Below are 24,453 nucleotides of genomic sequence, written 5' to 3'. Positions count from 1 at the left end.
GAACCCAGATATGGCCGGCACCAGCCTACTTGCCCTCATCGACGACATTGCCACACTGCTAGACGACATCTCGGTTATGTCGAAAGTGGCGGCTAAAAAAACCGCCGGCGTTCTGGGGGACGATTTAGCACTCAATGCTCAGCAGGTAACCGGCGTCAGTGCCGAGCGGGAAATCCCCGTCGTTTGGGCCGTTGCCAAAGGCTCTCTGGTGAACAAAGCCATTCTGGTACCGGCCGCTATTCTGATCAGCCTGTTCATCCCCTGGGCAATCACCCCACTACTGATGCTGGGTGGCGCTTATTTATGTTTTGAAGGTGCCGAAAAACTGGCGCATAAATTTCTTCATAAAGAACAGGAAGGTCATCAGCACGAGCAGGAACTGGCAGCAGTAGCCAACCCCAATATTGACCTTGTGGACTATGAAAAAAAGAAAATCAAAGGTGCAATCCGCACCGATTTCATTCTGTCTGCAGAGATCATCGCCATTACGCTGGGCACGGTTGCCGAAGCCCCAATCGGCTCTCAGATTGCAGTGCTTGCGATTATTGCCGTTGTCATCACCCTTTGGGTTTATGGCCTGGTCGGTGGGCTGGTGAAAATTGATGATCTTGGTTTGCACCTGTTCAATGCCGAAAACGCCAGTGCACTGAAAAAGAAAACGGGCTTAGCGCTGATCAACGCCGCGCCCAAGCTGATGAAGTTCTTGTCTATCGCCGGAACCATCGCCATGTTTATGGTGGGTGGCGGCATTCTTGTTCACGGCTTCAGCGGCCTGCATCATGCCGTTGAACAGATGGAAGAAATAGTGGCTCATGGCTCCGCAGCCATTAGCTGGTCGGCGCATCTGATTGGCTCATTGAGCAGTGCACTGTTCGGTCTGTTCGCAGGTTGTGTACTGGTGCTGATTGCTGAGCTTGCTCAAAAGGTTCGTGGCAATAAAGCACACGCCTGAGTCGCACTCCAACCGACACCACCCGCCCCGGCTACAGCAGAATAGCTATCAGCCGGCAATCAAAGCAGGCCGTATGATCGCTAAAACTTGCCCAATTGTATCAGTAGGGTTGTAAAGGCCCGTTTCCGGTGCTAATTTTCCTGCATGGATAAACAGCAGATAAAACAACTGATCGAAAGCAGAGTCAGCGAAGACGGCATGATCGAAACCGGAATCAAAGGCGTTAAGCTGTTCCGCGTCACCGAGTCTATTCGTTGTGCCCCGGCGGTATACGAGCCTTCTGTCACCGCTATTGTCAGCGGTACCAAAGAAGCCATTCTCGAAGGCGGCAATTACCATTACGACAGCAGCCATTACCTGTGCTGTACCCTGTCGATGCCGATTGAAGCCGGTACACCGCTATCTTCACCGGAGAACCCACTGCTGGGTGTTTATATCGCTCTGGATACCCGCGCCATGACCGAGCTGGCCATTGAAATGGAAAGCACCCGTGCCGCCATTCGCAAGCCGAGAAACGGCCCGGTGCCGCAAGGGGTTGCCCTGGCCCGCTGGGATGATAGCTTCACCGATGCCCTGTACAGACTGCTGCAACTGACCAACAGCCCGGCAGACACCGCAATTCTGGGTAGCAGCCGGTTGCGCGAGCTTTACTATGCCGTGTTAAAAGGCGACGCCGGTGAATCTGCCCGGCGCGCATTTGGCGTCGGCAATGAAATAGCCCGCTCCATTGAATTTTTATCTTCCCATATCAGCGAGGCCGTCACTATTGACGATATGGCCTCGCAGGTTGGCATGAGCCGGGCGGTGTTTCATCGCAAGTTTAAGCAGGCAACCACCATGTCACCGATTCAATTCATGAAGTCGATGCGGCTTAACAATGCAGCAATGAAGATTGCCGAAGGCACCAACGTCAACGTCGCGGCGATGGAAGTAGGCTATGTCAGTTCCTCCCAGTTCAGCCGCGAATTCAAACGTATGTACGGGCAATCACCCAGGCAATGGAGCCAGGCCCGGCAAATACCCGCCGGTTTAATGGCTATGCAGTAACGGCGGTCAGCTTCTCTTTGGCAGAGGAAATGGCCACCTGCTTCGCTTCTTCACCCATTGCCACGCCCTCTGCATAGATGAACTCAACATCGGTAATGCCGATAAAGCCCAGCACCAGTTTAATGAAAGGCGCCTGAACGTCGGCCTCGGTGCCCTGATACAGGCCGCCACGGGTTAAAACCACAACTGCGCGGGTGTTCTTCACCAAGCCTTCGGGGCCATTTGCGGAGTACTGAAACGTCATACCCGCTCTGGAGATATAATCTATCCAGGACTTCAGCGTGCTTGGAATGCCAAAGTTATACATCGGAATACTGATCAACAGCGTGTCGGCTTCTTTCAGCTCTTTAATCAGGGTGTCGGAAAGTGCCGCCTGCGCCTGCTGTGATTCTGAACGCCCCTCTTCCGGTGTCATAAAACCGGAAAAGGTCTCCATAGTCAGGTGAGGCACCGGGTTGGTCGCAAGGTCTCGTTCTATGACCTTCGCATCCTGTTTCGCCAGCCATTCTTTGGCCAGCTGGGTAGACAAAGAGTTGTCGCCGCTGATGGATGTATACAAGGCAAGGATGTTTTTCATAGGGTACTCCAATACTGTTTTTGATCGTGTAGCACCAGTATAAGATTGCTTAATTGCATATAAATACTTATAAATGCAATTGAAAATTGCAATGGTGCATATAATGGATTGGAATGACATTCGGTTTGTATTGGCCGTGGCCGAACAGGGTACGCTGCAGGCTGCGGCAAGAGAGCTAGGCGTAAACCACACGACCGTATGGCGGCGCATTCAGGCGCTGGAGAAGTCTATTGGCAGTCAGCTGCTAATCGGCGACAGACAAGGCTATCGCTTAACCGATACCGGCGAAGAAGTGATCGCCTACGCCAGAGCGATGTCGGCAAATGTCGATGCCATCGGGCGAATTACGTCCGGCAAGACAACGGAAATGAAAGGACTGATCCGCCTGACTGCGCCCTTGTTAATGGCCAGTCAAACCATTCCCGCGTTAGTGCAGGAATTTCAACAGCAGCACCCGGCCGTTCAGTTTGAAATACTGTCTAAAAACAACACCCTGGATATCGAGCGCAGAGAGGCCGATATTGCCATCCGCGCCACCAACAATGTGCCGGCAAACCTGATTGGAAGAAAGCTTGGGTTTTCCCGATGGTCGCTATACGCACAGCCTTCTATGCAGGTAAATACATCGTCACTGGAAGAGCTCGCCCAGTTGCCGCTGATTGGCTACCGCGATTTCAACGCGCCGGCTGCGCGCTGGTACGCCCAGCAATTCAAAGGGATTCCTAAAGCGGTAACCTGTTCAGGTATTGAAACCGCCCTCGCCTGCGCAAAACTTGGAATGGGCATCGCATTGCTCCCTCATTCGGGAACAGAAGGCTTACAAGAGCTGTACCAGCTGCCGGATGAGTTTGGCGCCGGGATTTGGCTGCTGACTCATAAAGAGCTGCGTTCATCTGCCCGCATCAAAGCGTTCTGGGATTTCGTGCTGGAAAAAAATGAACAGCAGTCGCTATTTACGGTGGGTTAACTCGCGAGCAACAGATGCGGAAGGCTCATGCGCGCGCCCTAAAATACCACCATACCAAAGGCACCATAATAACCAGCTCGATGCCCACGTTTAGCCATTGCTTAGCCACTGAGCCATCCAGCGCAATACCGATCAGGCGGGCAACCAACAGACCTAGCATCAGTGACGAACCTGTCGCAGCAAGGGTTGCTCCCCAAGGCCCCCACTGCTGGTGAAACATCGGCAAAAAACCAACGCCAATGATCAGGCCCCACCATATTCTTCGCTCTACCGCTGCAAAGGTATCTTCCGGCACGGGCTTATTGCTGACCAGTTCAGGGTTTGCGGCCAGCAAAATGCCCGCAAGAATCAACACCCCGCCAACCAACCGTAAAATAACGCTGCTCTCCATTGATCACTCCTGACTTGAATCTGTGAGGCAACCGCAGCTTAGCGAACCGCTCATCGCTATAGCGGCTCTCACAACATGGGTTACCTGATTGTTTTAAAGCGTTTTAACTGCGCCTTACTGATGCATTCAAATTAGCACCCCAAATAGCACCAAACTACCGACTGATACAATTAGGCATATTTTAGCGACTATAGCGCCTATTTATAGTTACAAGCGATATATATAGTACCTCTCATACAAAATACACAAGCACCACAGCTAACCCTTCGCCGCTGGCGGCAACAAACACTGCCCAGCGACAAAAACAGAATATGAACACAGGAATTAAAACAATGGCGAAAGACACTCAATTTGGCCCTGAAGGCTGGACACCTAAACTTCTTAAGCCTCAGGCAGGTAAAACCTTCCTTATTACCGGCGCAAACACCGGTGCGGGCTTCCAGGCTACGCGCATCCTTCTTAGCAAGGGTGCAAAGGTGGTCATGCTGAACCGAAACCCAGCTAAATCGAAGGCTGCGATTGCCGAGCTGAAAAAAGAATTCGGCCAGAAGGCAGAGGTCAGCTTCATTCAGATGGACTTAGCGGATCTGGCTTCCATACGCAAAGCCGCGACCGAGATATTACAGAAAGTACCGCAGATCGACGCCCTGATGTGTAACGGTGCGATTGCGCAAATTGCCAAACAGGAATTCACCAAAGACGGTTTTGAAAGCCAGCTGGGCGTCAACCACTACGGCCACTTCCTGCTGTGCGGGCTGCTGTTTGAGCGCCTTGAAGAATCCAAAGGGCGTATCGTCGTTGTTTCCAGCGAAGGTCATAAAATGGGGCTGCGCACCATGCAGTTTGAAGACATGAACTGGGATAAAAACTATCACCCGAATAAAGTTTACAGTCAGAGTAAACTGGCACAGATGATGTTCGCTTACGAGCTGCAAAATAAAGTGAAGGCGGCCAATAAAAACGTCAAGGTTTATGTTTGTCACCCTGGGGCTTCCAATACATCGCTTATTCGCGACTCCGCCAGTTTTGCCACCCGAGCCAGCTGGGGCTTCATGGTTAAAATTGGCCTGGCGCAAACCGCTGAGCAAGGCGCCTACCCTGAAGTGATGTGTGCCACTGAACAAAACCTGAAAGAGCGAGCCTACTATGGCCCAACTGGGTTTATGAACTTCGGCGGCCCGGTGGGCGAAGGTAAACTGGAAGACTTTGTACTGGAAAGCAAAGTTCTGAAAAAACTTTGGGGGCTTTCTGAGGCGCAGACATCATTTGCCTGGCCGCTGTAAGCTCACTAAAAACAGCTCAGTAAGGCGCGTATTAAGGGGATAGATTAGTCAAAGGGCATTCCACACTTTAATACGCGACCTAACTCAGAAAATATTTTAAGCACCAAACTTACTTTAATCTGTACTATTCCCATAGCCATTACGAATACTAAATTCAAGTACTTTCTTATACATCTTTTGGAATTCCATAGTGGAACCCTTCGCCTTCCTATTCCATAAGCTATCCGCTAACATCCGAACCTAAACTTTTCAATTAACATAGAACTGCTGAAGCCTTTGAGCAGCTGGTACTCAAGGAAATACTTAAAGGGATTTAGGATGACCGTCTTAATCATTTTGTTAACATTAGCAACAGTGTTTATCGGATTAAACATTTTCAAAATACTGTCCATCCGACTACTCGATAGTCCAATTACTGAAATATCGCCGACAGACGTTCCGGAACCCCAGGTTGAAAAAATCATTCAAGCCGAAAAACAGCTTCACAAACTTGGCTTCAAACGACTCAAAAATGTCACTCGGCAGAAAACAGTGCAGGATCAGGAATGGGGGCTTTATGGGGTTATCTACTATAATTCATCCACTAAAACATATGCTTTTGCCTTTATTGAGCCATTTGGGCACCCAGCTCTTGACCATCAACTTTACCTAATCAATTATTTTGGTTCTAAAAAATACATTACCCTTTCCGGGTCTATTACTTTTAACAAAGAACCAAACCCTGAACTTATCATTCACGACTCAATGACCGTTACCTTTGAAGAACAATGGAATTCGCATAAAAAGCTCATATCAGAAGTGAATGAGAAGACTGGCAACGAATTACAAATGACTGATCTTCTAATATTGCTGGAAAAGATATTTTTTTCTGGCATGAAAGATTCAGGCGCCTTAAAGAAACAGGGGGATTACTACAAATTCACCCTAAAGTCTGCATTTACGATAGTTAAGTATTCCAACACAAAAAACCAGAAACTAATAAAGCTAAAAAAGAAAAGGCAAAGCCAGGAAATAGGCAATAAAAATAGCTCACTTTCAGCCATCGACTTATATGAAGAGTACAAGGCCCATCACAAACTAAAGGAAACACAGAAAGCCAGCCAATCATTAAAAGCTATATTATTAGTTGCCAGTACAATTCTATTCGCTGCCAGCTTTAAATTTGGCTTTGGGCTTTCCATACAGTCTTTAATTATTTTAGTTGTAGTGATATTCGTACATGAAGCCGGCCACCTCATAGGTATGATGCTATTTCGATATCGAGACTTAAATATGTTGTTCGTTCCTTTTTTGGGAGCACTGGCAAGCGGAAAGAAAGAGAAAATATCATCCTGGCAGGAAGCTATCATACTTGTGCTAGGTCCTCTTCCCGGCTATATCTTAGGGCTATACCTGTTGCTACAATACTCTGGCCCAACTCCTCAATGGGTATTCGAGTACGCTCTAATCTCAGTAATTTTAAACGGTATAAATCTACTCCCTTTTATGCCGTTGGATGGTGGCAAAATCCTGAACTTAGCGTTATTCAATAAGCTACCAAAGCTACAGCTTTCGTTTTACATATTGAGCCTGATCTCCTTTACAATAATTGGCTGGTGGGGCGAAACAGTAGCCTACATACTTGCTGCTATATTATTTATTTCACTGCCATTTTTCGTCAAAGAAACTCAGCTTATGAGCTATTTACTATCTCAAAAAGCTCATCTGAATTACGCCAGCCCTCTCTCTATTATTGAGGCGATATCAACCAGACCCGCATGGATAGGTACGACAGGCGCGGCTCGATGGCAGATTTTAGACTCTCTCAATCACCGCATTCAGCACGCTCAAAGCAATCCAGTAACGATGCTCGCTATTTTATGCTTATGGGGAGCATCGATTGCTGCGCCGGTGTATTTAACAACGGATACCAATCAACGACTATTAGCAACTCAGTTTCTTTCCATTTTTATGGGTAGCTCCTATGAAATGGTAGCTATCGAGGACCTCGAAAAACGCTATATAGAAGCAACGACTGATCTGCAGAAAATAGAAGCTCTGGCTGAGCTACTAACCAGACTACATTATGAAAATATCGAAAAAGGGAACTACTACTGGGGCAGATACAAAGAACTAGTTCAAAGTAATAGCTTAGATGTTGGCACAAAGATATCTCACATCAACAATATGAGTAGCCTTTGCGAACTCTACAACGAGACGAAAAACTGCTCAATAGCGTACAAAAGGGAAATTCTCAACCTTAATGCAAGCCCACAAGACTTCCCTCAGGAATTTATAGACATTTACCATTTCCTGGCTGAATATGACGACCTTCAAAAAGGTGAAGCATTGACGATGCTGAATAGAGCTGGGGCGCTTATCGACAACTTACCTGAACCGTACTTAATCCCGATATTTCATTCAGAGCAATTGTATATCTACAATAAACTCAATGAATTTGATTTAGCCTTCCAAGCAGGCAACCAAGCAATCGTTCAGTCTAGCTTGCTTTCTCCGGAAATGACGGCAACCTATGTTATCGAGCTAGCAAATTCGCTGGTCTACTGGGGTAAAAAAGGCCAAGCTGAATCTCTAGTAGCAAATTGGCAGGGTAAGGTAGAAACAGATAGCAATACTGAACAGCCATTGGAAGGGAACCTCTTCTACATCCATGCCTGGCTACTCTCAGATCACGATCCCGAAGCATCAATAGATCTGCTGAATACAATCAAAACTGAAGGCATTGCTAACCAGCTAAAACTTGAAACAACAAAGTACTTTCTATATGGAAAAGAAGACCAAGAATCCGCAGAGTATATAAATAGCCTTGCTCGATCCATTGATTCAAATGAAGCTTATCTAATCAATAGCTTTACCTACATTATCCAAAACGCAACCAGCCACCCTACGGACTTATATGACCAACATGGGATTAGCTTCACCTTCAATACATGGTATGCAAAACTTCGAAAAACTATTAATCAAAGAGAATTCAAAGACCTCAAAGAGGCTCTTTACGCGCAATCGTACTTAGATGAGCTTTAATCTGCTTAAATAATAGATAAACAAACGAAATCGGGTTACCTCCAGTTCATAGGTGGTAACCCATTAAGATCAACCTCACTCCCCCTCAAACTGCCTGTACTGATACGCATAGTAAACAATCGGAATCACCAGCAGCGTTAAGATGGTAGAGATCAACAAACCAAATATTAGCGATACAGCCAGCCCGCCAAAGATCGGATCATCCAGAATAAAGAAGCCACCCATCATTGCGGCAATGGCCGTTAACGCAATGGGCACTGAACGAACCGCGGCGGCGTTAATCGTTGCCTCCTGCAGTCTTTCACCTTCGGCAACCTGTTGCTGAATAAAATCGACCAGCAGAATGGAGTTGCGCACAATAATGCCAGCCAGCGCGATCATGCCGATCATAGAAGGCGCAGTAAATTGCTGCTGCAATAAAGCATGCCCTGGCAGAATACCGATAATCGTCAGCGGTATGGGCGCCATAATGATCAGCGGTATGGAATAGGATCGGAACTGAGCCACCACCAGCAGGTAAATCATTATCAGCCCCACAGAATAGGCGATGCCCATATCACGGAAGGTTTCATAGGTTACCTGCCATTCTCCGTCCCACTTCATGCTCCAGCTGTACGGGTTTTTCGGCTGTTCAATGTAAGCGGTCGTAATGCCGGCACCGTCAATTTCAACATCCGAAATTTCAGAGGCAATGGCAGCAAGGCCATAGAGTGGACTGTCGGTTTTACCCGCCGCATCGCCGGTAACATAAACCACCGGTAGTAAATCTTTGTGGTAAATGGTTTGGTTACGCTGGGTTTTTATAACGTTAGTTACTTCCGAAAGCGCGACCAGCGCACCGCTTTGCGATTGAATTCGCAAATTCTGCAGCGCCAGAAGGTCGGCTTTATCGGCCGCCGGCAACGTCAGCCGAACAGGAATCGCCTGGCGGGCGTGTTCATCGTGCAGGTAAGAGATATCTTCGCCATTCAGTGCCGCATTTATATCGGCAACGATGGCCTGCTGACTGACACCCAATTTAGCGGCACGCGCCCGGTCAACCGCAAGAATCCATTTTTCCTGTGGCGCTTCAATAGTACTGTCGACATCGACCACATCGTTTGTTTGCGCAAAAATGGCTTGGATTCGCGCGGAAACATCCAGCTGGCGTTCGTAATCCAGGCCATACACTTCCGCCACCAGCGGTGCCATTACCGGCGGCCCCGGCGGCATTTCAACTACCTTCACATTCGCATTGTATTGCTTTGCGGTTGCAGCCATCAGCTCCCGAGCTTCCAGGGCAATATCGTGGCTTTTACGGTCACGTTTCTTTTTGTGGACCAGATTGACCTGAATATCACCCATGTGTGGTTCAGCCCGTAAATAGTACTGACGCACCAAGCCATTAAAATTAATGGGCGCGGCGGTGCCGGCATAGAGCTGGTAATCGAGCAATTCAGGAATGCTTTCCAGATCGTCGGCCAGCGCCTGCAATACCCGGTGGGTTTGTTCCAGCGGCGTACCTTCGGGCATATCGACTACCACCTGAAACTCACTCTTGTTATCGAACGGCAGCATTTTCATGATCACCGCCTGCGAATAAACCAAACTGACGGAAAAACCAATTAAACCGAGCATAATCACCAGCAGCAATACCCGGTTTCTGCGACCGGCTCTGGCGTTTAAGAAAGGCGTAAGCAGCCTGTGGAAGAAGCGATCTAACTTACCACCCCCCTGGCCTTCGTTATCGCTTGCATGGCTAGGGTGATCATGGTTTTTAAACAATTTTAAGTACAGCCACGGCGTTACCACAAAGGCGATGGCCAAAGAAATCAGCATGCCGGTAGAGGCATTAATCGGAATGGGCCGCATGTACGGGCCCATCAGGCCAGTGACGAAGGCCATTGGCAACAATGCTGCAATGACGGTGAAGGTGGCCAGAATGGTCGGCCCACCCACTTCATCGACCGCCAGCGGAATCGACTCTTTCAGCGGCATGTTGTCGAGCGTCATGCGCCGGTGAATGTTCTCAACCACCACGATGGCATCATCTACTAAAATACCAATAGAGAAAATCAGCGCAAACAGCGACACCCGGTTCAGCGTGAAGCCCCACGCCCACGAAGCAAACAGCGTAATGGCCAAAGTCGCCACCACCGCCATACCCACCACAATGGATTCGCGCCGACCCAACGCAAACAACACCAAAATGATGACTGAAATCGTCGCGAAGATAAGCTTCTTAATCAGGGTTTGCGCCTTTTCTTCAGCCGTTGCGCCGTAATTTCGGGTGATGGTTGCCTCGACACCATCCGGGAAGTAAACGCCGCGAATCTGTTCAAAGCGCTCAATCACAGCGTTGGCGACATCCACCGCATTCTCGCCCGGCTTTTTCGCAACCGACAGTGTGACCGCCGCATAGCGACCCGGCGCTTCCTTATTGGCGGCTCCCACACCGTAAGTGACATAGGCACTGGGTGTTTCCGAGGTGAAGCTAATCTCAGCAACATCGCTTAAAAACACCGGCGCGTTATCCTTAATACCAATCACCAGCTCGCCGATATCCTCTGTAGAGGTTAAGAAATTACCGGCCTGAATTTGAATTTCAGCATTACCGTTCACCAGGCTTCCGGCATCGGCGGAGCTGTTCGCGGCAGCCAGGCTCATGCGAATATCGTTCAGCGAGAGCTGGTAAGCCGCAAGCCGTGCGGTATCGAATTGCACTCTTGCTATGCGGGCGTTACCACCGATAATTTCGATATCCCGCGTGCCGGGTACACGCTGCAGCTCCGATTCAATCGAGTGCGCAATGGTCAGCAAATCTGCCGATGTCATATCCGGGTCTTTGCTCCACAGTGTGCCGGAGACAATGGGGACATCATCGATGCCCATCGGCTTAATAAGGGGCTGGCCAACGCCCAGGTTAGCTGGCAGATAATCCTGATTAGAGAAGAAGGCGTTGTATAAGCGAACGATAGCGTCCGTTCGGGGCTCGCCCACCTTGAAGCGAATGGTCAGCATAGACATACCGGGCGAAGAGGCCGAATAAACATGCTTCACGCCTTCAATTTCAGACGCGACCTGTTCGGCCGGCGCGGTAACCAGTGACTCCACCTCTTTAGCGGTCGCCCCGGGGAACGCGATAAAAACGTTGGCAAAGGTGACGTTAATTTGCGGCTCTTCTTCGCGCGGCGTTATTAAAACAGCGAATAAGCCCAGCAACAGGCCGACTAATGCCAGTAACGGCGTGATCTCGGACGTCAGAAAGGCCTTGGCTAAACGCCCGGAAATACCCAGGCGCTTTTCTGTATTGGAATCTGTCATCGCGCGCCCCTATTTCTCAGCTGAAAAGTTTTGCGTTTTATAGGCCATGGCCGCAACAACCGGGTCTGCCGCAATCAATTCACCCGCACTCAGGCCCGACAACGCCACGACTTCCGCCGAGGGTAATTCGCGCCCGGTACGGATATAACGAAACTCAAGATTGCTGGCATCTTCAGAAAGCACATAAACGCCGGTCACCTCGCCGCGATGAGCAACGGAATCTGCCGGGATCAATAGTTGATCTTCACTGCCATTAACAAAGGCCACCTTCACCAAAGTACCCGGGAATATCGGCAGCGCATGTTCGCCTTCTGGCAAAGACAGCAAGACACGGAAACTGTGCGTGGATGGGTCGGCGCTTGGTGGAATGCGCAATTCGGTCACTTCAATGCTTTCGCCGCTATCGAGCAGGATTCTCGCCTGCTTGTGCTGGCGCAACGGGCCAATGTGCTGCTGCGGAATATCAACCTGAACCCGCAACTGATCTAAAGACAACCCCTGAATGAGCGGAGAGCCGGGGCTCACGGCAGAGCCAATATCGGTGAGGCGCTTCACTACAATACCGCTGTACGGCGCGATAACCACGGTATTGGAGAGCCGTTCTTCGGCATCATTCAACGCAGCCGAGGCCGAATCAACCCGCGCAGCAGCCGCCTTTTGGGCAGCCGTAGCCTGATTAAAATCAGATTGAGACACCAGCCCCTGCTTGTAAACATCCGATACTCGCTTCAGTTGCAGATCGGCCTCGGTAAAGCGAGCCCTGGCTTCACCCAGCCCGGCTTGTGCTGCCGAAACAGCCGCACGTTGTTCGGTATCGGTAAAGCGCGCAATCACATCACCCTGAGCAACATAGTCACCCACATCGAAAGGCAGCTCTAAAATCCTGCCCGACACCTGAGCGGAAACCACCGATTGATTCACGGCTTCAACAATGCCATCGAAATTGATTTCAGTCGCAATAGCAACGCGCTTAACCTGCTGGGTGGTTACGGTACTGGCATCGAAAGACTTTTCCGGCTCGCCACCGGGTGCATCAGCATGACAGCCGGTTAACAGAGCCAAAAACAGCCCGGCTGCCGCCAGCTTTAGAGCATTGACACCAGGCTGCGCTGCAGACACAGGCATAACAGATTTTGTTGAACGCATTTTGTACTCCCCTTTTGAGTCGCCGGGCAAAGCAAGAGAATCCACCTTGCATGCATTAGATTACCCTAATATAAGTCGCGGGGCGCAGGATGCAAGATAAATATTAGTATTCTCTAATGTTAAATAGAGTCAGCAGTCTAACTTGCGCAACATGCCGCTAATGCTGCTAATTTGCGGTTTGTTGTTCGGGCTAATTCTGCAAAGTGCCTACATATAATAGGTAATTAATATAACTAATATAGAGTTTTCGACAGGAAACATACAATTAGCCGTTCGGGTGGCCTGGCGCCAAGTGAGCAACGGGAGTTGCTCTGGATGGCTGAGCGGTAGGAGCCTGCTGAGGCAGAGGGAATGGAGTTAACTGAGCAAACTAAGATTTATGAACCCCATAGATGGCATGGTTCAAAATCTGGCCGCCAACAATTTCGCAATTGGTAATAACGCCTTCCAGCTTCATCCCTAGCCCGAATAGCATTCATGTAGATCACAAGGCGCACCCTGCATGAGATTTAATACGGCCTGATTACCAGATTGAGCGTCGAAAGCTACTTCCAGGTTAGCGATAGGTGCAAGCCCAATTACCACATTAGGTTTTATTTTTAAGGCATACTGACTTGATGCCTGATTGGGCTTACCACACCACAAAGCAAGGTGCCCACCTGCAGAGTGCCCCATCAATACAATGTCCAATAATTCGAGTTCTGGGTGGTCTCTTTTAACTTTTTGGAGATAGTTTAACGCTTGGATTGAGTCATCGAATGTGCCAGGCCAGCCCCCACCTTTTGAACCAACCCTGCGATATTCAATATTCCAAACAACAAAGCCCTGCGTTACCAGCGCCTCTGCGACTGAATCCAGCTGTTCACGGCTATATGGCATACGCCAATATCCACCATGAAACAAACATATAATTGCCCTTGCCGTTAAATTAGGAAGGTACAAATCACCCTCTTGATATTTCTCGGCACCGTACTTTTCTTTAAAAACAGTAAATGATTTTTCTTTAGTAAGCACATCGATACCCCCTTAAATTAAATATCACTCTGGTACAAAAACATTTGGCTCTGGTGCTTCAAACCCAAGTTCACCATTGTAGTTACTCCCCCAACAACTTAATGCACCATCCTTGTATTGAACACAACTGTGATTATACCCAGAGGAAATAGTAGCAACATTAATCAACCCTTTTACCTCTACAGGAACCAGTGAGTTCGTCGTTGTGCCATCACCTAATTCACCCCGATCATTATAACCCCAGCAGACAACCTTATCGTTTGTTGTCTGCGCGCAGCTAAACTGCTCTCCCATGCTCACGGACTTGGCGTTGTTTAGATCTAACACCTGCACAGGTACCAGTGCGTCATTCGTTGTTCCATCACCTAATTGGCCGTACGAATTATTGCCCCAACAAAACACTTCTCCAGTATTATTCACGGCACAGCTATGCTCTACATTAACACTCACATCGATAATATTGGTTAAACCATTCACAATAACAGGCGCAGATGCATTTTCAGTTGTGCCATTACCCAATTGACCATTCTCATTGTAACCCCAGCAAGCTAATGTGCTATCTGAGTTAATCGCACAGATGTGATAACCAATACTCATATCAATAATGTTCGAGACGTTTAAAACCTCGGCTGGAGTGAGAACATTACTGGTTGAACCCACACCTAACAGACCATCCTCATTGTACCCCCAGCATACTAATTGACCGCTCTCTTTCGTGGCACACGAGTATGCACCGCCAGCATAGATGGCCGTAGCATCGGTTAAATTTTTAACGCTAACCGGAGTCGCTGAGGCAGTGGTTGTACCATCGCCTAACGCACCACCATAATTGCTCCCCCAACACGAAACCGTTCCATCTTCTTTCAGTGCGCAACTATGACGTTCACCTAAGGCAACCTCTTTTGCATTCGATAGGCCAATAACTTGCGTTGGAATGCTCTTATCCCCGAATGTACCATCACCTAGTTGCCCATAATTGTTTCGGCCCCAACAAGAAACTGTGGAGTCCTCTAATACTGTGCAATTATGACTGCCAGCAATGTCAAAGTGATTAACTGGCGTAGTCACTAAAGCAGAAATCGTCGTCGGGCTTGTCGCTTGCAATACATCAACACCCTTCTGCTTGTAGACATTACTGCCCCAGCACTTAATGGTATTGTCAGATTTAATGGCGCAACTATGTGCCTCACCTAAACTCACTGCGATTGCTTCGTTCACAGCAGTCACTTGAACCGGCGTGGCGGAATCATTATATGTACCATCACCAAGTTGCCCTGCCCATGATGTGCCGTAAGAATGACTATTCAAGCCCCAGCAAAAGACAGAATTGTCGGTTAATATTGCGCATGAGTGCTGCCCTCCTCCTGCTATTGCAACAACATCGTTTAGTTCTAACACGTCAACCGGAACAGAAGATGACGTATTGGTGCCATTACCCAACTGCCCTTTACTATTATTCCCCCAACAACTTAAGGTTTTATCCTCAGTAAGCGCGCAGCTGTGACTATACCCTGCAGCAAAAGCTGTCACGCCGGTTAAATCTGTCACAGCAACCGGGACGTTTGAATTATCGTTTACACCATTTCCTAGCTGACCTTGTAAGCCCAAGCCCCAACACGATACGTTACCGTCGCTTGTTATAGCGCAAGTATGATGATTGCCTGAACTCAGGGCCACAACGCCCGTTAAATTATGAACATCAACTGGAACGTCAGAATCATCATAAGAAGCATTACCTAATTGCCCGTATTCGTTCTCCCCCCAACAACTCACTGTGTTGTCACTCTTAAGCACACAAATATGTTTTAGCCCCAAACTCATATCCGTGATTACACCCAACTCCTCACTTAATATTTCATCTGTATTTGAACCCCAGCAAGTGACAGACGAATCTTCTTTCAGTGCACAAGCATAATTCTCAGAAGTACGAACAAGTTTGACATCTTCCACACCAACGACCGTTACAGATGCTTTTGCTTGACTACCTGTGCCAGTACCAAGCTGAGCCGATCCATTCCAACCCCAGCAAACGACTTTTTTATCGATAGTCACTACACAATTAAAATTATCACCTGCCGAAAGTTGCTGGGCTTCGAGTAAAGGCAAATAATTTACATCAAGCGATTGATCACCCAGCGGGTTGGAAATTTCTAAGCTATATTGCCCCTCAGGCCATTGTGGTGCGGTAAAAAACAACTCATGTGCGCTTTGTGAGTCCACATTAACTAAGGCACCATTTAATGAAAGTTCGGCATCAGCCAAACCAATGCCTGATACCTTTATTTGCGCACCGGAATACAAATCACCAAGAGAAAGAGACGTCACAGATGGTGCCGTCGTTGATAATATCGGCGATTCAGAATCTATCTCTTCTTCTATAACATCGGCTACATCATCTAGGTTTGAACTTTTACCGCCGCTACAACCAGTAATAAGTAAACCAATGCACAATAAAATAATAAACTGCTTCATTTATACTCCTGCCAAACCAGAACGCATAAGGCATTCAGGTTTGGTGACGATCAATAAAAATTAGAAAGTATTACTTAGGCATGCTTGGCGTTAATCACGTTCAAGCACATAAGGATAAGAAAACTCACTGGCTAATTTACCGCTTCCCGTGTGCCCCCAGCAGGCTAATGCACCATCTTCATAACGGGCACAACTATGGTAGACACCCAGGCTAATATCACTGGCACCGGTGAGTCCTTTTATATCAACCGGAATAGATGAGTCAGTTAATGTTCCGTCACCTAACTTGCCATAATTATTCTGGCCCCAGCATTGGCCGCTTCCATCGGCTTTTATTACGCAACTGTCGTTATTACCCAAGCTGATTTTCACTGCATCGGTTAAGTTAGTGACAATGACGGGCTCTTCAGATTCAATCATTTGATCATTACCCAATTGACCATAAGAGTTATCACCCCAGCATTGAGTTGTACCATCGGCTTTAACTGCACAGGTATGTAGGTTGCCACCGTCAATATCCACTGCATCAACCAAGCCGACAACGGCAACAGGAATAGAAGAGTCATCACTCAAACCATTACCTAAAGCACCATTGCGATTGCTCCCCCAACAAACAACACTCGCGTCACTTTTAATTGCGCAACTATGAACATCACCTAAGCCGATAGCCACCGCATCGGTCAAGCCTGAGACAACAACAGGAGTGGAAGAATCTATTTCGGTACCATTACCCAGCTGACCATAATAGTTATAGCCCCAACAAACGACTGTTCCATCCTCTTTCAATGCACAATTATGATCACGACCAGAGCTAACGGCAGTGGCGCTCGTAAGATTTGATATTTCAACTGGCGTACTTGAATCGGTTTCACTGCCATTTCCTAGTTGACCTGTGCCATTATCGCCCCAGCAAAAAACACCTCCTGTGCTTTGCATTGCACAACTGTGATGTTCCCCTAGACTCACTTGGCTTACGTCACTTAAACCGATAACAAGGCTTGGCTCATGGCTTGCGTAAATAGTGCTCCCCGTGCCTAATTTATTTTTAAAATTATTTCCCCAGCACACTACTGTGCCGTTATCTTCTACCGCACAGCTATGGTCATTGCCTAAATCATGATGGATCGTATTATTGAGATCTGGAATTGAAACTGGGCTTGGAATTTCTGAAATTGAGTCATAACCCAGACGACCGTAGAAGTCATACCCCCAGCAAGCAATTGAGCCGTCCTTTTTCAATCCACAGGTGTGATCTATACTTGCATGCATTGAATCTAAGTCTGTATCTTGAGTCACTAAAACCGGCGTAGCTGAATTTAATTGTGAATCATTAGCCAATTGTCCAATCTCATTATAACCCCAACAATAGGCTTTATTATCATGGGTCGTAGCACAAGTGTGATAATCTCCCATACTCAACGTTGCGACATTTTCTAAAGGCGCTAAACCTGTGGAGTCGGTTACGGCCACAGGCGTTAGAGTCGAATCTAGCGTACCATTACCGAGTTTTCCGTCACTGTTATCACCCCAGCAATCAACGGTTCCATCCAGTTTAATGACACAAGTACTGTTACCACCTACCTCAATGGCTTGCACATTTTCTGCTGCAATAGAGACGAAGGTTGAAGCGTTTGTTGTGGTGCTATCACCTAATTGGCCCTCAGCGTTATAGCCCCAACACGCCATGGTCTCATCATCTTTTAATGCACATGTGTGCCCCGAATCTGAATTAATGGCAATTACATTGGTTAAGCCCAACACTTCAACAGGCTCGAGTGCATTAGTTGTCGTGCCATCACCCAGTTGACCAATTCTGTTATACCCCCAACACACCACTGTACCGTCTGTTTTTAAAGCGCAATTAAACGTTGCACCTGAAGTCAAAACAGTTACAGTCGTTAAACCAGACACAACAACCGGCACCCAGCTTTCATCGGTTGAACCATTACCAAGCATTCCAAATGCATTTTGCCCCCAACAGTTAACGGTGCCATCATCTTTCAAGGCGCAGCTGTGGCTTGCGCCTAAACTTAATGCGGCAACATTAGTCAGACCAACAACCTGTACTGGCACACCTGAATCTTCATCACTGTTATTACCGAGCTGGCCATAATCATTATGTCCCCAACAAACAACTGTTTGATCTGACTTAATAGCACAGCTATGCGACTCACCTGTCGCCATTGAATTGGCCTGTAGTTTATTGGCGTATTCAAGCGTTTGAGTTTGATAACCTAATGAGTTTTCTACTGTTAATTCATAATTTCCGGCCGGTAACTCAGGGGTTATAAACGTCAGTTCGTGGGCGCTTTGCAATGCAACATCTAGCAGTTCACCATTGAGAATGACATCGACAACATCTAACCCACTACCAGAAACCTGAATTTCACCACCTGCGAATAAAACATCAGGAAAGACGGTGGTAATTGAAGGTGCAACTGTTGCTTCGGGCTCACTCGTATCCGGTTCAGAAGAACCCTCCTCAGGCTCAAAATCTGAGCTATCAGAACCAGAATTGCTACACCCTGAAATAAATACACTCAGTAATAATAAAGCAAAAAAATGCTTCACAAACACGCCCCTTTCCAAAGATTTTTTTAAATTTTAGTGAGTCGAATTATACGGATATCTCAGTGAAAGATTTGTTGGAATTACTATGCTGAATCGTCAATATACTATTAATAATCGTCAAAAAAGACACACGATAAGTTAGCTATATAATGGTTATCAGCATGAGTAGAAATCACAGCCATGTGGTAAGGGCGTTTACCTGACAACCAAGCTTATTGCCTTGCTCAGTGAATCACTCCTAAGCTGGTTTCAGACTGATAACAAAGGTACGCAGCCTACGAGGCGATGAAAAGGTAGAGTTTATTAACAATTAAAAAAACCAGCAAAAGCTGGTTTTTTTAATTTTACTCGATTCTTAATAACACTCTGCTACTGAGTACCATTATTGATAACGCCATGTTATTTAATTTGATAAAAACACGGGTGTTATTACATCATTATTTTCACCTGAACCTAACTGGCCATCATCATTCTTACCCCAACAGGCAACTGCACCATCTAAGTAGCGTGCGCAACGGTGGCTACTGCCCATACTCAGATCAGCCACACCTTCTAAAAATTCGATGGCAGTTGATGTAGTTTCTGTTGAGACGCCGCTATTTTCATAATAAAGGTCACCCCAGCATTTAACCGTTTCATCAGCATTGACCGCACAGCTGCTATTGATGCCTAGCTCAACGCTAACGGCGTCATCAACATCTAATACGTCTACCGGTGTAGAACTAGAAATATCAGTACCATCACCTAATTGACCTGAACCATTACCATAAGAATCACTCCAACATTTCACATGACCATCACTGAGAAGTACGCAACTATGACTAGACGCAATATCTATATCTATCGCATCGGTTATGCCGTCGATTAAAACAGGTGTTGAACCATAGTCATCACCCCAGCAATAAACGGTACCGGCTTCCAATATAGCGCAACTGTTAAAATGCAACGCCACCTTGGCGACGTTTGTTAACCCAGTCACTGGGACCGGAACATTGGAGTTCTCCGTTGTACCATTGCCCAAACGACCATCAAGATTATAACCCCAGCACACCAGCGAACCGTCTGCTTTAATGGCACAACTGTAGCCAGCACCACTAATAACTGAAGTTGCATCATTTAACCCGCTGACCGTAACAGCGGTCTCTGTTGCATTATCATTAGTGCCATCACCTAACTGCCCTTCAATATTACGACCCGCACACTTCACCTCGCGGCTCTCAGTTAAAGCACATACACTAAATGCACCTACCCCTATCTCAGTTATGTTGATGAAACCATCAAGCGTAATAGGAGCTATTACTTTATCTGTTGTACCATTTAAAAATTGGCCATAGACATTTTCACCCCAACAGGCCACTGTGCCATCTTCTTTGAGCACACATGTATTGCTATATAAAGTATCGATAGCCATTGCATCGGTTATCCCATCAACAATTGATAACGGAAAAGTATCGGCTGCCCCCTGCCCAAGTTGGCCCGAGCTGTTATCACCCCAGCAGTTTATTTGCCCGCTATTAAGACGTGCACAGGTAACGTTATTACCTGCAACAATACTCTCTATATCGGTTAATTCAGGCACAGAGATAGGCACGAAAGACTCAGCAATAGAGCTATTCCCAAGCTCACCATCTGTGTTACTCCCCCAACATACGGCTGAACCGTCTTCTAACACAGAGCACGCATGTCGGTACGCTAATGAAATTGACGTTGCCGTTGTTAGCCCACTGACAACAACGGGGACGGTAGATTCCGTTTCATCTACACCATCACCCAATGTGCCATCCCAGTCTGCGCCCCAGCATTTCACAGTACCGTCTGCAATGAGGGCGCAACTAGCCCTATCACCAATACTAATCGCACTTGCATCAGTAATGCCCGTTACCGTTACCGGCACTGAGGAGGATGCTGTCGTACCATCCCCAAGCTGACCAACGTGATTATAGCCCCAGCACTTTGCAGTACCATCGGTTAGTACTGCACAGCTTGATTGGTATCCTGCACTCAGCATGGATATATCGGCTAAGCCAGAAACAGTAACAGGTGTCGCCTCCTCTGGGGCTTCATTGCTGCCAAGTTGACCAAATCTATTTACGCCCCAGCACACGGCGGTTTTATCTTCTAAAAGCGCGCAAGCATGACTAATACCCAGACTAATAGCCGTTGCATTATCAATACCGGTTACTGCGACAGGAGTTGCAGAATAATCGACTGAAGAACCATTACCAAGCTGCCCGCTATCGTTTGACCCCCAACAAGCAACTGAAGCATCCTCTAATAGCGCGCAACTAAACCCGCCGCCAACCTTCACATCAATCGCATTGGTTATTCCTGACACCAGCACCGAAGAAGAAGAGGTCTCCTCTGTCGACCCATTACCAAGCTGTCCACTATTATTACTGCCCCAGCACTGAATAGTGCCGTCATCCATCAATGCGCAAGCATGTGAGGTATTTATACTCACGGAACCAGTATTTAATAGAACCGTGCCATATTCCACATCAAGTTGGCTTGTTCCGTCACTGTTGGTGATTTCAAGAGAATACTGCCCAGCAGGCCAATCAGGTGCCATGAATGTTAGTGCATAGGTTGATTGTTCGATCACATCAACCGGTGCACCATTTAATGTAATCGTAGCGTTTACTAAATTGTAACCCGTCAGAGTAACTTCATCGCCACTAAGCAGCTTTGCGGGCAACATATTGTTTACTATTGGAAGATTTTGAGAAACTTCTGCTACCGAGTCTGCTGAACCAGAGTTATCACAACCAACTAAAAACAAACTCACTAAGAATAAAGCAACCATTTGCTTCATTGTGCACTCCTAATTTTAATTACAAAATATCTAAAAAATCAGTGGCGTATTATAGGGAAAAACCGATATTAAGACTGATAAAGCTATTATGCTAAATCGTCAATCTACTATTAGAAATCGTCAAAAAAGAGAGCAAGAAAAATCATTAATGAACAATGGAGACTTGTTCACAAAAATAAAAAAACGCCGCGGGTTAACGCGACGTTTTTATTATTTATATCAACAAATTAATTTAAGGGCTGGCAACATACTTTAATGAACTGATGGTACCTACTTGACTATAGATATTTTCTCCCCAGCAAGTTAGAGCACCATCATCATATAACGCACAACTATTGCTCACACCAGAACTAATCGCAACTATATCTTTTAAACCTTGAATGCCCAGTGGCGCATTTGAATTTTCTAGGCTGCCATCACCCAGTTGCCCAGAACTATTCAATCCCCAGCACGATACAGCGCCATCTTCAGCCAATGCACAACTATGATCGTTGCCCAAACTGATGGCACTGATGTCACTAAGCGAGTTAAGAGCAATCGGCAGTAAACTATCTGTTTCAGAACCATCACCCAGCTGGCCATAATCGTTATGACCCCAACATGACACCGTACCATCGGTTTTCACTGCGCAACTGTGTTCAGCACCTAAGCTAATATCAATAACCTCAGTTAATACATCAACCGGCTCTAGTGCATCTGTCGTTGTGCCATCTCCGATCTGTCCTAGGTTATTCCGACCCCAACATACCAAAGTGCCATCATCTTTTAATGCACAAGTGGTGTAATTACCTAAACTAAGAGCAACCACATCAGTTAACCCCGTCACCTGTGTTGGCGTGAGTGAACGCTCGATGGAACCGTTACCAAGCTGGCCAAAGCTATTCGAACCCCAGCACGCGACTGTTGCATCACTTTTTAACGCACAACTATGGTTATAACCGGTATAGATATCAACGGCATTAGTGAGTCCTTCGACATCAACCGGTGTTGACTCTCCACCGTATAGAGTATCGTCATTACCCAATTGACCACTTAAATTATACCCCCAGCAAGCAGCGGTTCCGTCAGCGTTAACCGCGCAATTATGATCCCAATTTGAAGCAATAGCCGTCACGTTAGTTAAGCCGGTAACGTCTACAGGTGTCGTGCTGTTACTGGTTGTACTATTCCCAAGCTGACCAACGGTGTTAGCCCCCCAACAGCTTACTATGCCATCAGAATTCACAGCACAACTATGTCTTCGCCCTATGCTACTGGCTGTAACATCCGCTACATTCGTGTGGTTTACCGGCTGAGAAATATAAGCATCACGCGGATCAGTTCCGCCTAGCTGACCATAACTATTTGCACCTCGACAACTAACTAAACCACTTTTATTAAGTATGCAACTGTAGTTACCTGCAGATTCAATGGCGCCTATATCCGTAAATGATGCAACGGCAATTGGTGTTGGATTTGATGAAGAAACGCCATTATCTTGTTGACCGTAATAATTACTGCCCCAACAAAAAACGGCATCTTCTTGCGTCAATGCACAGCTATGTTGACTTCCCGCACTAATGGATTTAACACCTGAAAGCCCGGCAACCTGTTCAGGAATTAAGCTTTTGGTAAAACCACCATTGCCAAGGTTACCCTCATGGTTTTCTCCCCAACATGACACCAAGCCATCGGCTTCTAATGCACAATTAAAAAAATATCCAGAAGCAACCTCTATTACATCGGTTAAGCCAGATACCGAAACCGGAACAGCACTATCAACCTCACTATTATTGCCTAATGCACCGCTGCTATTTGAACCCCAGCACACGACACTAGCATCTGATTTAATAGCACAACTATGGTAATCACCAATGCTAATAGCAACAGCGTCAGTAAGCCCACTAACCGTCTGTGGTGTGAGTGCATCGTCATTCGATCCATCACCTATTTGGCCTTCGATATTACGCCCCCAACAAGCGACTGTACTATCCGTTTTAAGTGCACAGCTATGGCTAGCACCCAAACTAATGGATTCTACATTGCTTAAGTTGCTCACCGGTTGTGGCGTCAACGCATCCTCGGTTGACCCATCACCCAGTTGCGCTTGGCCATTTCGACCCCAGCACTCAACCGTTCCATCACTTTTAACAGCACAACTATGGTAGCCGCTCGCATCTACAGCAATAACATCGGTCAAACCAGGAACGAGCACTGCAACTTGCGAATCTATTGTCGTACCATCACCAAGCTGGCCAAAGTTATTACGACCCCAGCATGCAACTTCACCAGCCGTTGTGAGGGCACAGGCATTCTCGAAACCCAACCCAATGTCTTCTGCGACTAAGAGAGAGCCATAGGAAATCGTTTGTGTATCACTACCAAGAGGCGTTTCAATCTCAACATTATAGTCACCCGCTGGCCATTGTGGCGCGGTGAAATAAAGTTCGTGAGTATTTTGCGATGAAACCTCGACAAGCGCGCCATTAATGCTTAGTTGCGCATCAGATAGCCCTGTGCCAGAAATTTTAACGCTGGCACCGCTAAATAAGCTATTGGGAAAAATAGAACTGATTAAGGGCTCAGTGGTTGATGGTACCAATGGCTCATTAATAGCTTCTTCAGGTTCGGTTATTTCTGGCTCACTTGCCTCTGATTCAGACCCAGAACCAGAACTGCATCCCACCATAAATACGCTCACCAATAACAAAGCAACTAGGTGCTTCATTGTGCACTCCTTATTTCATCACGAAATATTTAAAAATCAGTGGCGTATTATAGAGAAAGGATAAGCTTGAGACTGACAAAGCTACTATGATAAATCGTCAATCTACTATTAGAAATCGTCAAAAAAGAGAGAAAGAAAAGCAATTCATGAACAATAGGTAATTGTTTACAAAAATAAAAACGCCGCA

The 24,453-nt window shown here is 46.9% G+C and carries 14 protein-coding genes; 5 read left to right on the top strand and 9 right to left on the bottom strand.

Annotated elements, in window-relative coordinates; all coding sequences use genetic code 11:
* The first annotated feature begins 10 nt into the window (after positions 1 to 10).
* Positions 11 to 952: a DUF808 domain-containing protein gene (locus BCF53_RS13765; protein WP_132702327.1), complete on the top strand. Its 942-nt coding sequence runs from the start codon at positions 11 to 13 to the stop codon at positions 950 to 952.
* A 144-nt stretch (positions 953 to 1,096) separates the two neighbouring features.
* Positions 1,097 to 1,999 carry an AraC family transcriptional regulator gene (locus BCF53_RS13760; RefSeq protein WP_132702325.1) on the top strand — a complete coding sequence of 301 codons (903 nt, stop codon included), beginning with the start codon at positions 1,097 to 1,099 and terminating at the stop codon, positions 1,997 to 1,999.
* On the opposite strand, the gene BCF53_RS13755 is transcribed toward BCF53_RS13760, so the two are convergent.
* Positions 1,989 to 2,576 (bottom strand): FMN-dependent NADH-azoreductase, encoded by a 588-nt coding sequence (locus tag BCF53_RS13755; protein WP_132702323.1) that lies wholly within the window; start codon positions 2,574 to 2,576, stop codon positions 1,989 to 1,991. The two genes, BCF53_RS13760 and BCF53_RS13755, sit on opposite strands and share 11 nt — an antisense overlap.
* A gap of 103 nt (positions 2,577 to 2,679) precedes the next feature.
* On the opposite strand from BCF53_RS13755, the gene BCF53_RS13750 reads away from it, so the two are divergent.
* On the top strand, positions 2,680 to 3,543 hold the full coding sequence (locus tag BCF53_RS13750) for a LysR family transcriptional regulator (protein WP_165901923.1): 864 nt from the start codon (positions 2,680 to 2,682) through the stop codon (positions 3,541 to 3,543).
* 25 nt (positions 3,544 to 3,568) lie between these two features.
* Here the strand turns inward: BCF53_RS13750 and BCF53_RS13745 are convergent, their stop codons facing one another.
* Positions 3,569 to 3,934 (bottom strand): DUF4345 family protein, encoded by a 366-nt coding sequence (locus BCF53_RS13745; RefSeq protein ID WP_132702319.1) that lies wholly within the window; start codon positions 3,932 to 3,934, stop codon positions 3,569 to 3,571.
* A gap of 332 nt (positions 3,935 to 4,266) precedes the next feature.
* Between BCF53_RS13745 and BCF53_RS13740 the strand changes: the two genes are divergently transcribed.
* Both BCF53_RS13740 and BCF53_RS13735 read left to right on the top strand, forming a co-directional pair.
* Complete coding sequence (locus BCF53_RS13740; protein ID WP_132702317.1) at positions 4,267 to 5,217, top strand: SDR family oxidoreductase; 951 nt, start codon at positions 4,267 to 4,269, stop codon at positions 5,215 to 5,217.
* Positions 5,218 to 5,535: 318 nt separating this feature from the next.
* On the top strand, positions 5,536 to 8,241 hold the full coding sequence (locus BCF53_RS13735; RefSeq protein ID WP_132702315.1) for a zinc metalloprotease: 2,706 nt from the start codon (positions 5,536 to 5,538) through the stop codon (positions 8,239 to 8,241).
* Between the two features lie 75 nt (positions 8,242 to 8,316).
* Here BCF53_RS13735 and BCF53_RS13730 read toward each other — a convergent pair whose 3' ends face one another.
* The 7 genes from BCF53_RS13730 to BCF53_RS13695 form a co-directional block, all read right to left on the bottom strand.
* Positions 8,317 to 11,544: an efflux RND transporter permease subunit gene (locus BCF53_RS13730; RefSeq protein ID WP_132702313.1), complete on the bottom strand. Its 3,228-nt coding sequence runs from the start codon at positions 11,542 to 11,544 to the stop codon at positions 8,317 to 8,319.
* Between the two features lie 9 nt (positions 11,545 to 11,553).
* Positions 11,554 to 12,690: an efflux RND transporter periplasmic adaptor subunit gene (locus BCF53_RS13725; RefSeq protein ID WP_207902740.1), complete on the bottom strand. Its 1,137-nt coding sequence runs from the start codon at positions 12,688 to 12,690 to the stop codon at positions 11,554 to 11,556.
* 459 nt (positions 12,691 to 13,149) lie between these two features.
* On the bottom strand, positions 13,150 to 13,704 hold the full coding sequence (locus BCF53_RS13715) for an alpha/beta hydrolase (protein WP_132702311.1): 555 nt from the start codon (positions 13,702 to 13,704) through the stop codon (positions 13,150 to 13,152).
* 24 nt (positions 13,705 to 13,728) lie between these two features.
* The gene (locus BCF53_RS13710) at positions 13,729 to 16,176 is read right to left on the bottom strand and encodes an RCC1 domain-containing protein (protein ID WP_132702309.1); all 2,448 of its coding nucleotides are present in this window, start codon (positions 16,174 to 16,176) and stop codon (positions 13,729 to 13,731) included.
* A 90-nt stretch (positions 16,177 to 16,266) separates the two neighbouring features.
* Complete coding sequence (locus BCF53_RS13705) at positions 16,267 to 18,747, bottom strand: RCC1 domain-containing protein (protein WP_165901922.1); 2,481 nt, start codon at positions 18,745 to 18,747, stop codon at positions 16,267 to 16,269.
* A gap of 403 nt (positions 18,748 to 19,150) precedes the next feature.
* Entirely contained in the window at positions 19,151 to 21,559 is a 2,409-nt protein-coding gene (locus tag BCF53_RS13700) for an RCC1 domain-containing protein (protein ID WP_132702307.1), read from the bottom strand.
* Positions 21,560 to 21,791: 232 nt separating this feature from the next.
* Positions 21,792 to 24,266 (bottom strand): RCC1 domain-containing protein, encoded by a 2,475-nt coding sequence (locus BCF53_RS13695; protein ID WP_132702306.1) that lies wholly within the window; start codon positions 24,264 to 24,266, stop codon positions 21,792 to 21,794.
* Positions 24,267 to 24,453 lie beyond the last annotated feature (187 nt).

Origin of the sequence: Reinekea marinisedimentorum, from assembly GCF_004341165.1 — a bacterium.
Taxonomy (GTDB): domain Bacteria; phylum Pseudomonadota; class Gammaproteobacteria; order Pseudomonadales; family Natronospirillaceae; genus Reinekea; species Reinekea marinisedimentorum.
Note: the sequence above shows the minus strand (reverse complement) of the source record. Positions and strands in the feature narration are given on the sequence as shown.

Bases quoted from the DNA above. Each gene is read 5' to 3' on its own strand.
- BCF53_RS13765 (WP_132702327.1), top strand. From the start codon at position 11: ATGGCCGGCACCAGCCTACTTGCCCTCATCGACGACATTGCCACACTG.
- BCF53_RS13760 (WP_132702325.1), top strand. From the start codon at position 1,097: ATGGATAAACAGCAGATAAAACAACTGATCGAAAGCAGAGTCAGCGAA.
- BCF53_RS13755 (WP_132702323.1), bottom strand. From the start codon at position 2,576: ATGAAAAACATCCTTGCCTTGTATACATCCATCAGCGGCGACAACTCT.
- BCF53_RS13750 (WP_165901923.1), top strand. From the start codon at position 2,680: ATGGATTGGAATGACATTCGGTTTGTATTGGCCGTGGCCGAACAGGGT.
- BCF53_RS13745 (WP_132702319.1), bottom strand. From the start codon at position 3,934: ATGGAGAGCAGCGTTATTTTACGGTTGGTTGGCGGGGTGTTGATTCTT.
- BCF53_RS13740 (WP_132702317.1), top strand. From the start codon at position 4,267: ATGGCGAAAGACACTCAATTTGGCCCTGAAGGCTGGACACCTAAACTT.
- BCF53_RS13735 (WP_132702315.1), top strand. From the start codon at position 5,536: ATGACCGTCTTAATCATTTTGTTAACATTAGCAACAGTGTTTATCGGA.
- BCF53_RS13730 (WP_132702313.1), bottom strand. From the start codon at position 11,544: ATGACAGATTCCAATACAGAAAAGCGCCTGGGTATTTCCGGGCGTTTA.
- BCF53_RS13725 (WP_207902740.1), bottom strand. From the start codon at position 12,690: ATGCGTTCAACAAAATCTGTTATGCCTGTGTCTGCAGCGCAGCCTGGT.
- BCF53_RS13710 (WP_132702309.1), bottom strand. From the start codon at position 16,176: ATGAAGCAGTTTATTATTTTATTGTGCATTGGTTTACTTATTACTGGT.
- BCF53_RS13700 (WP_132702307.1), bottom strand. From the start codon at position 21,559: ATGAAGCAAATGGTTGCTTTATTCTTAGTGAGTTTGTTTTTAGTTGGT.
- BCF53_RS13695 (WP_132702306.1), bottom strand. From the start codon at position 24,266: ATGAAGCACCTAGTTGCTTTGTTATTGGTGAGCGTATTTATGGTGGGA.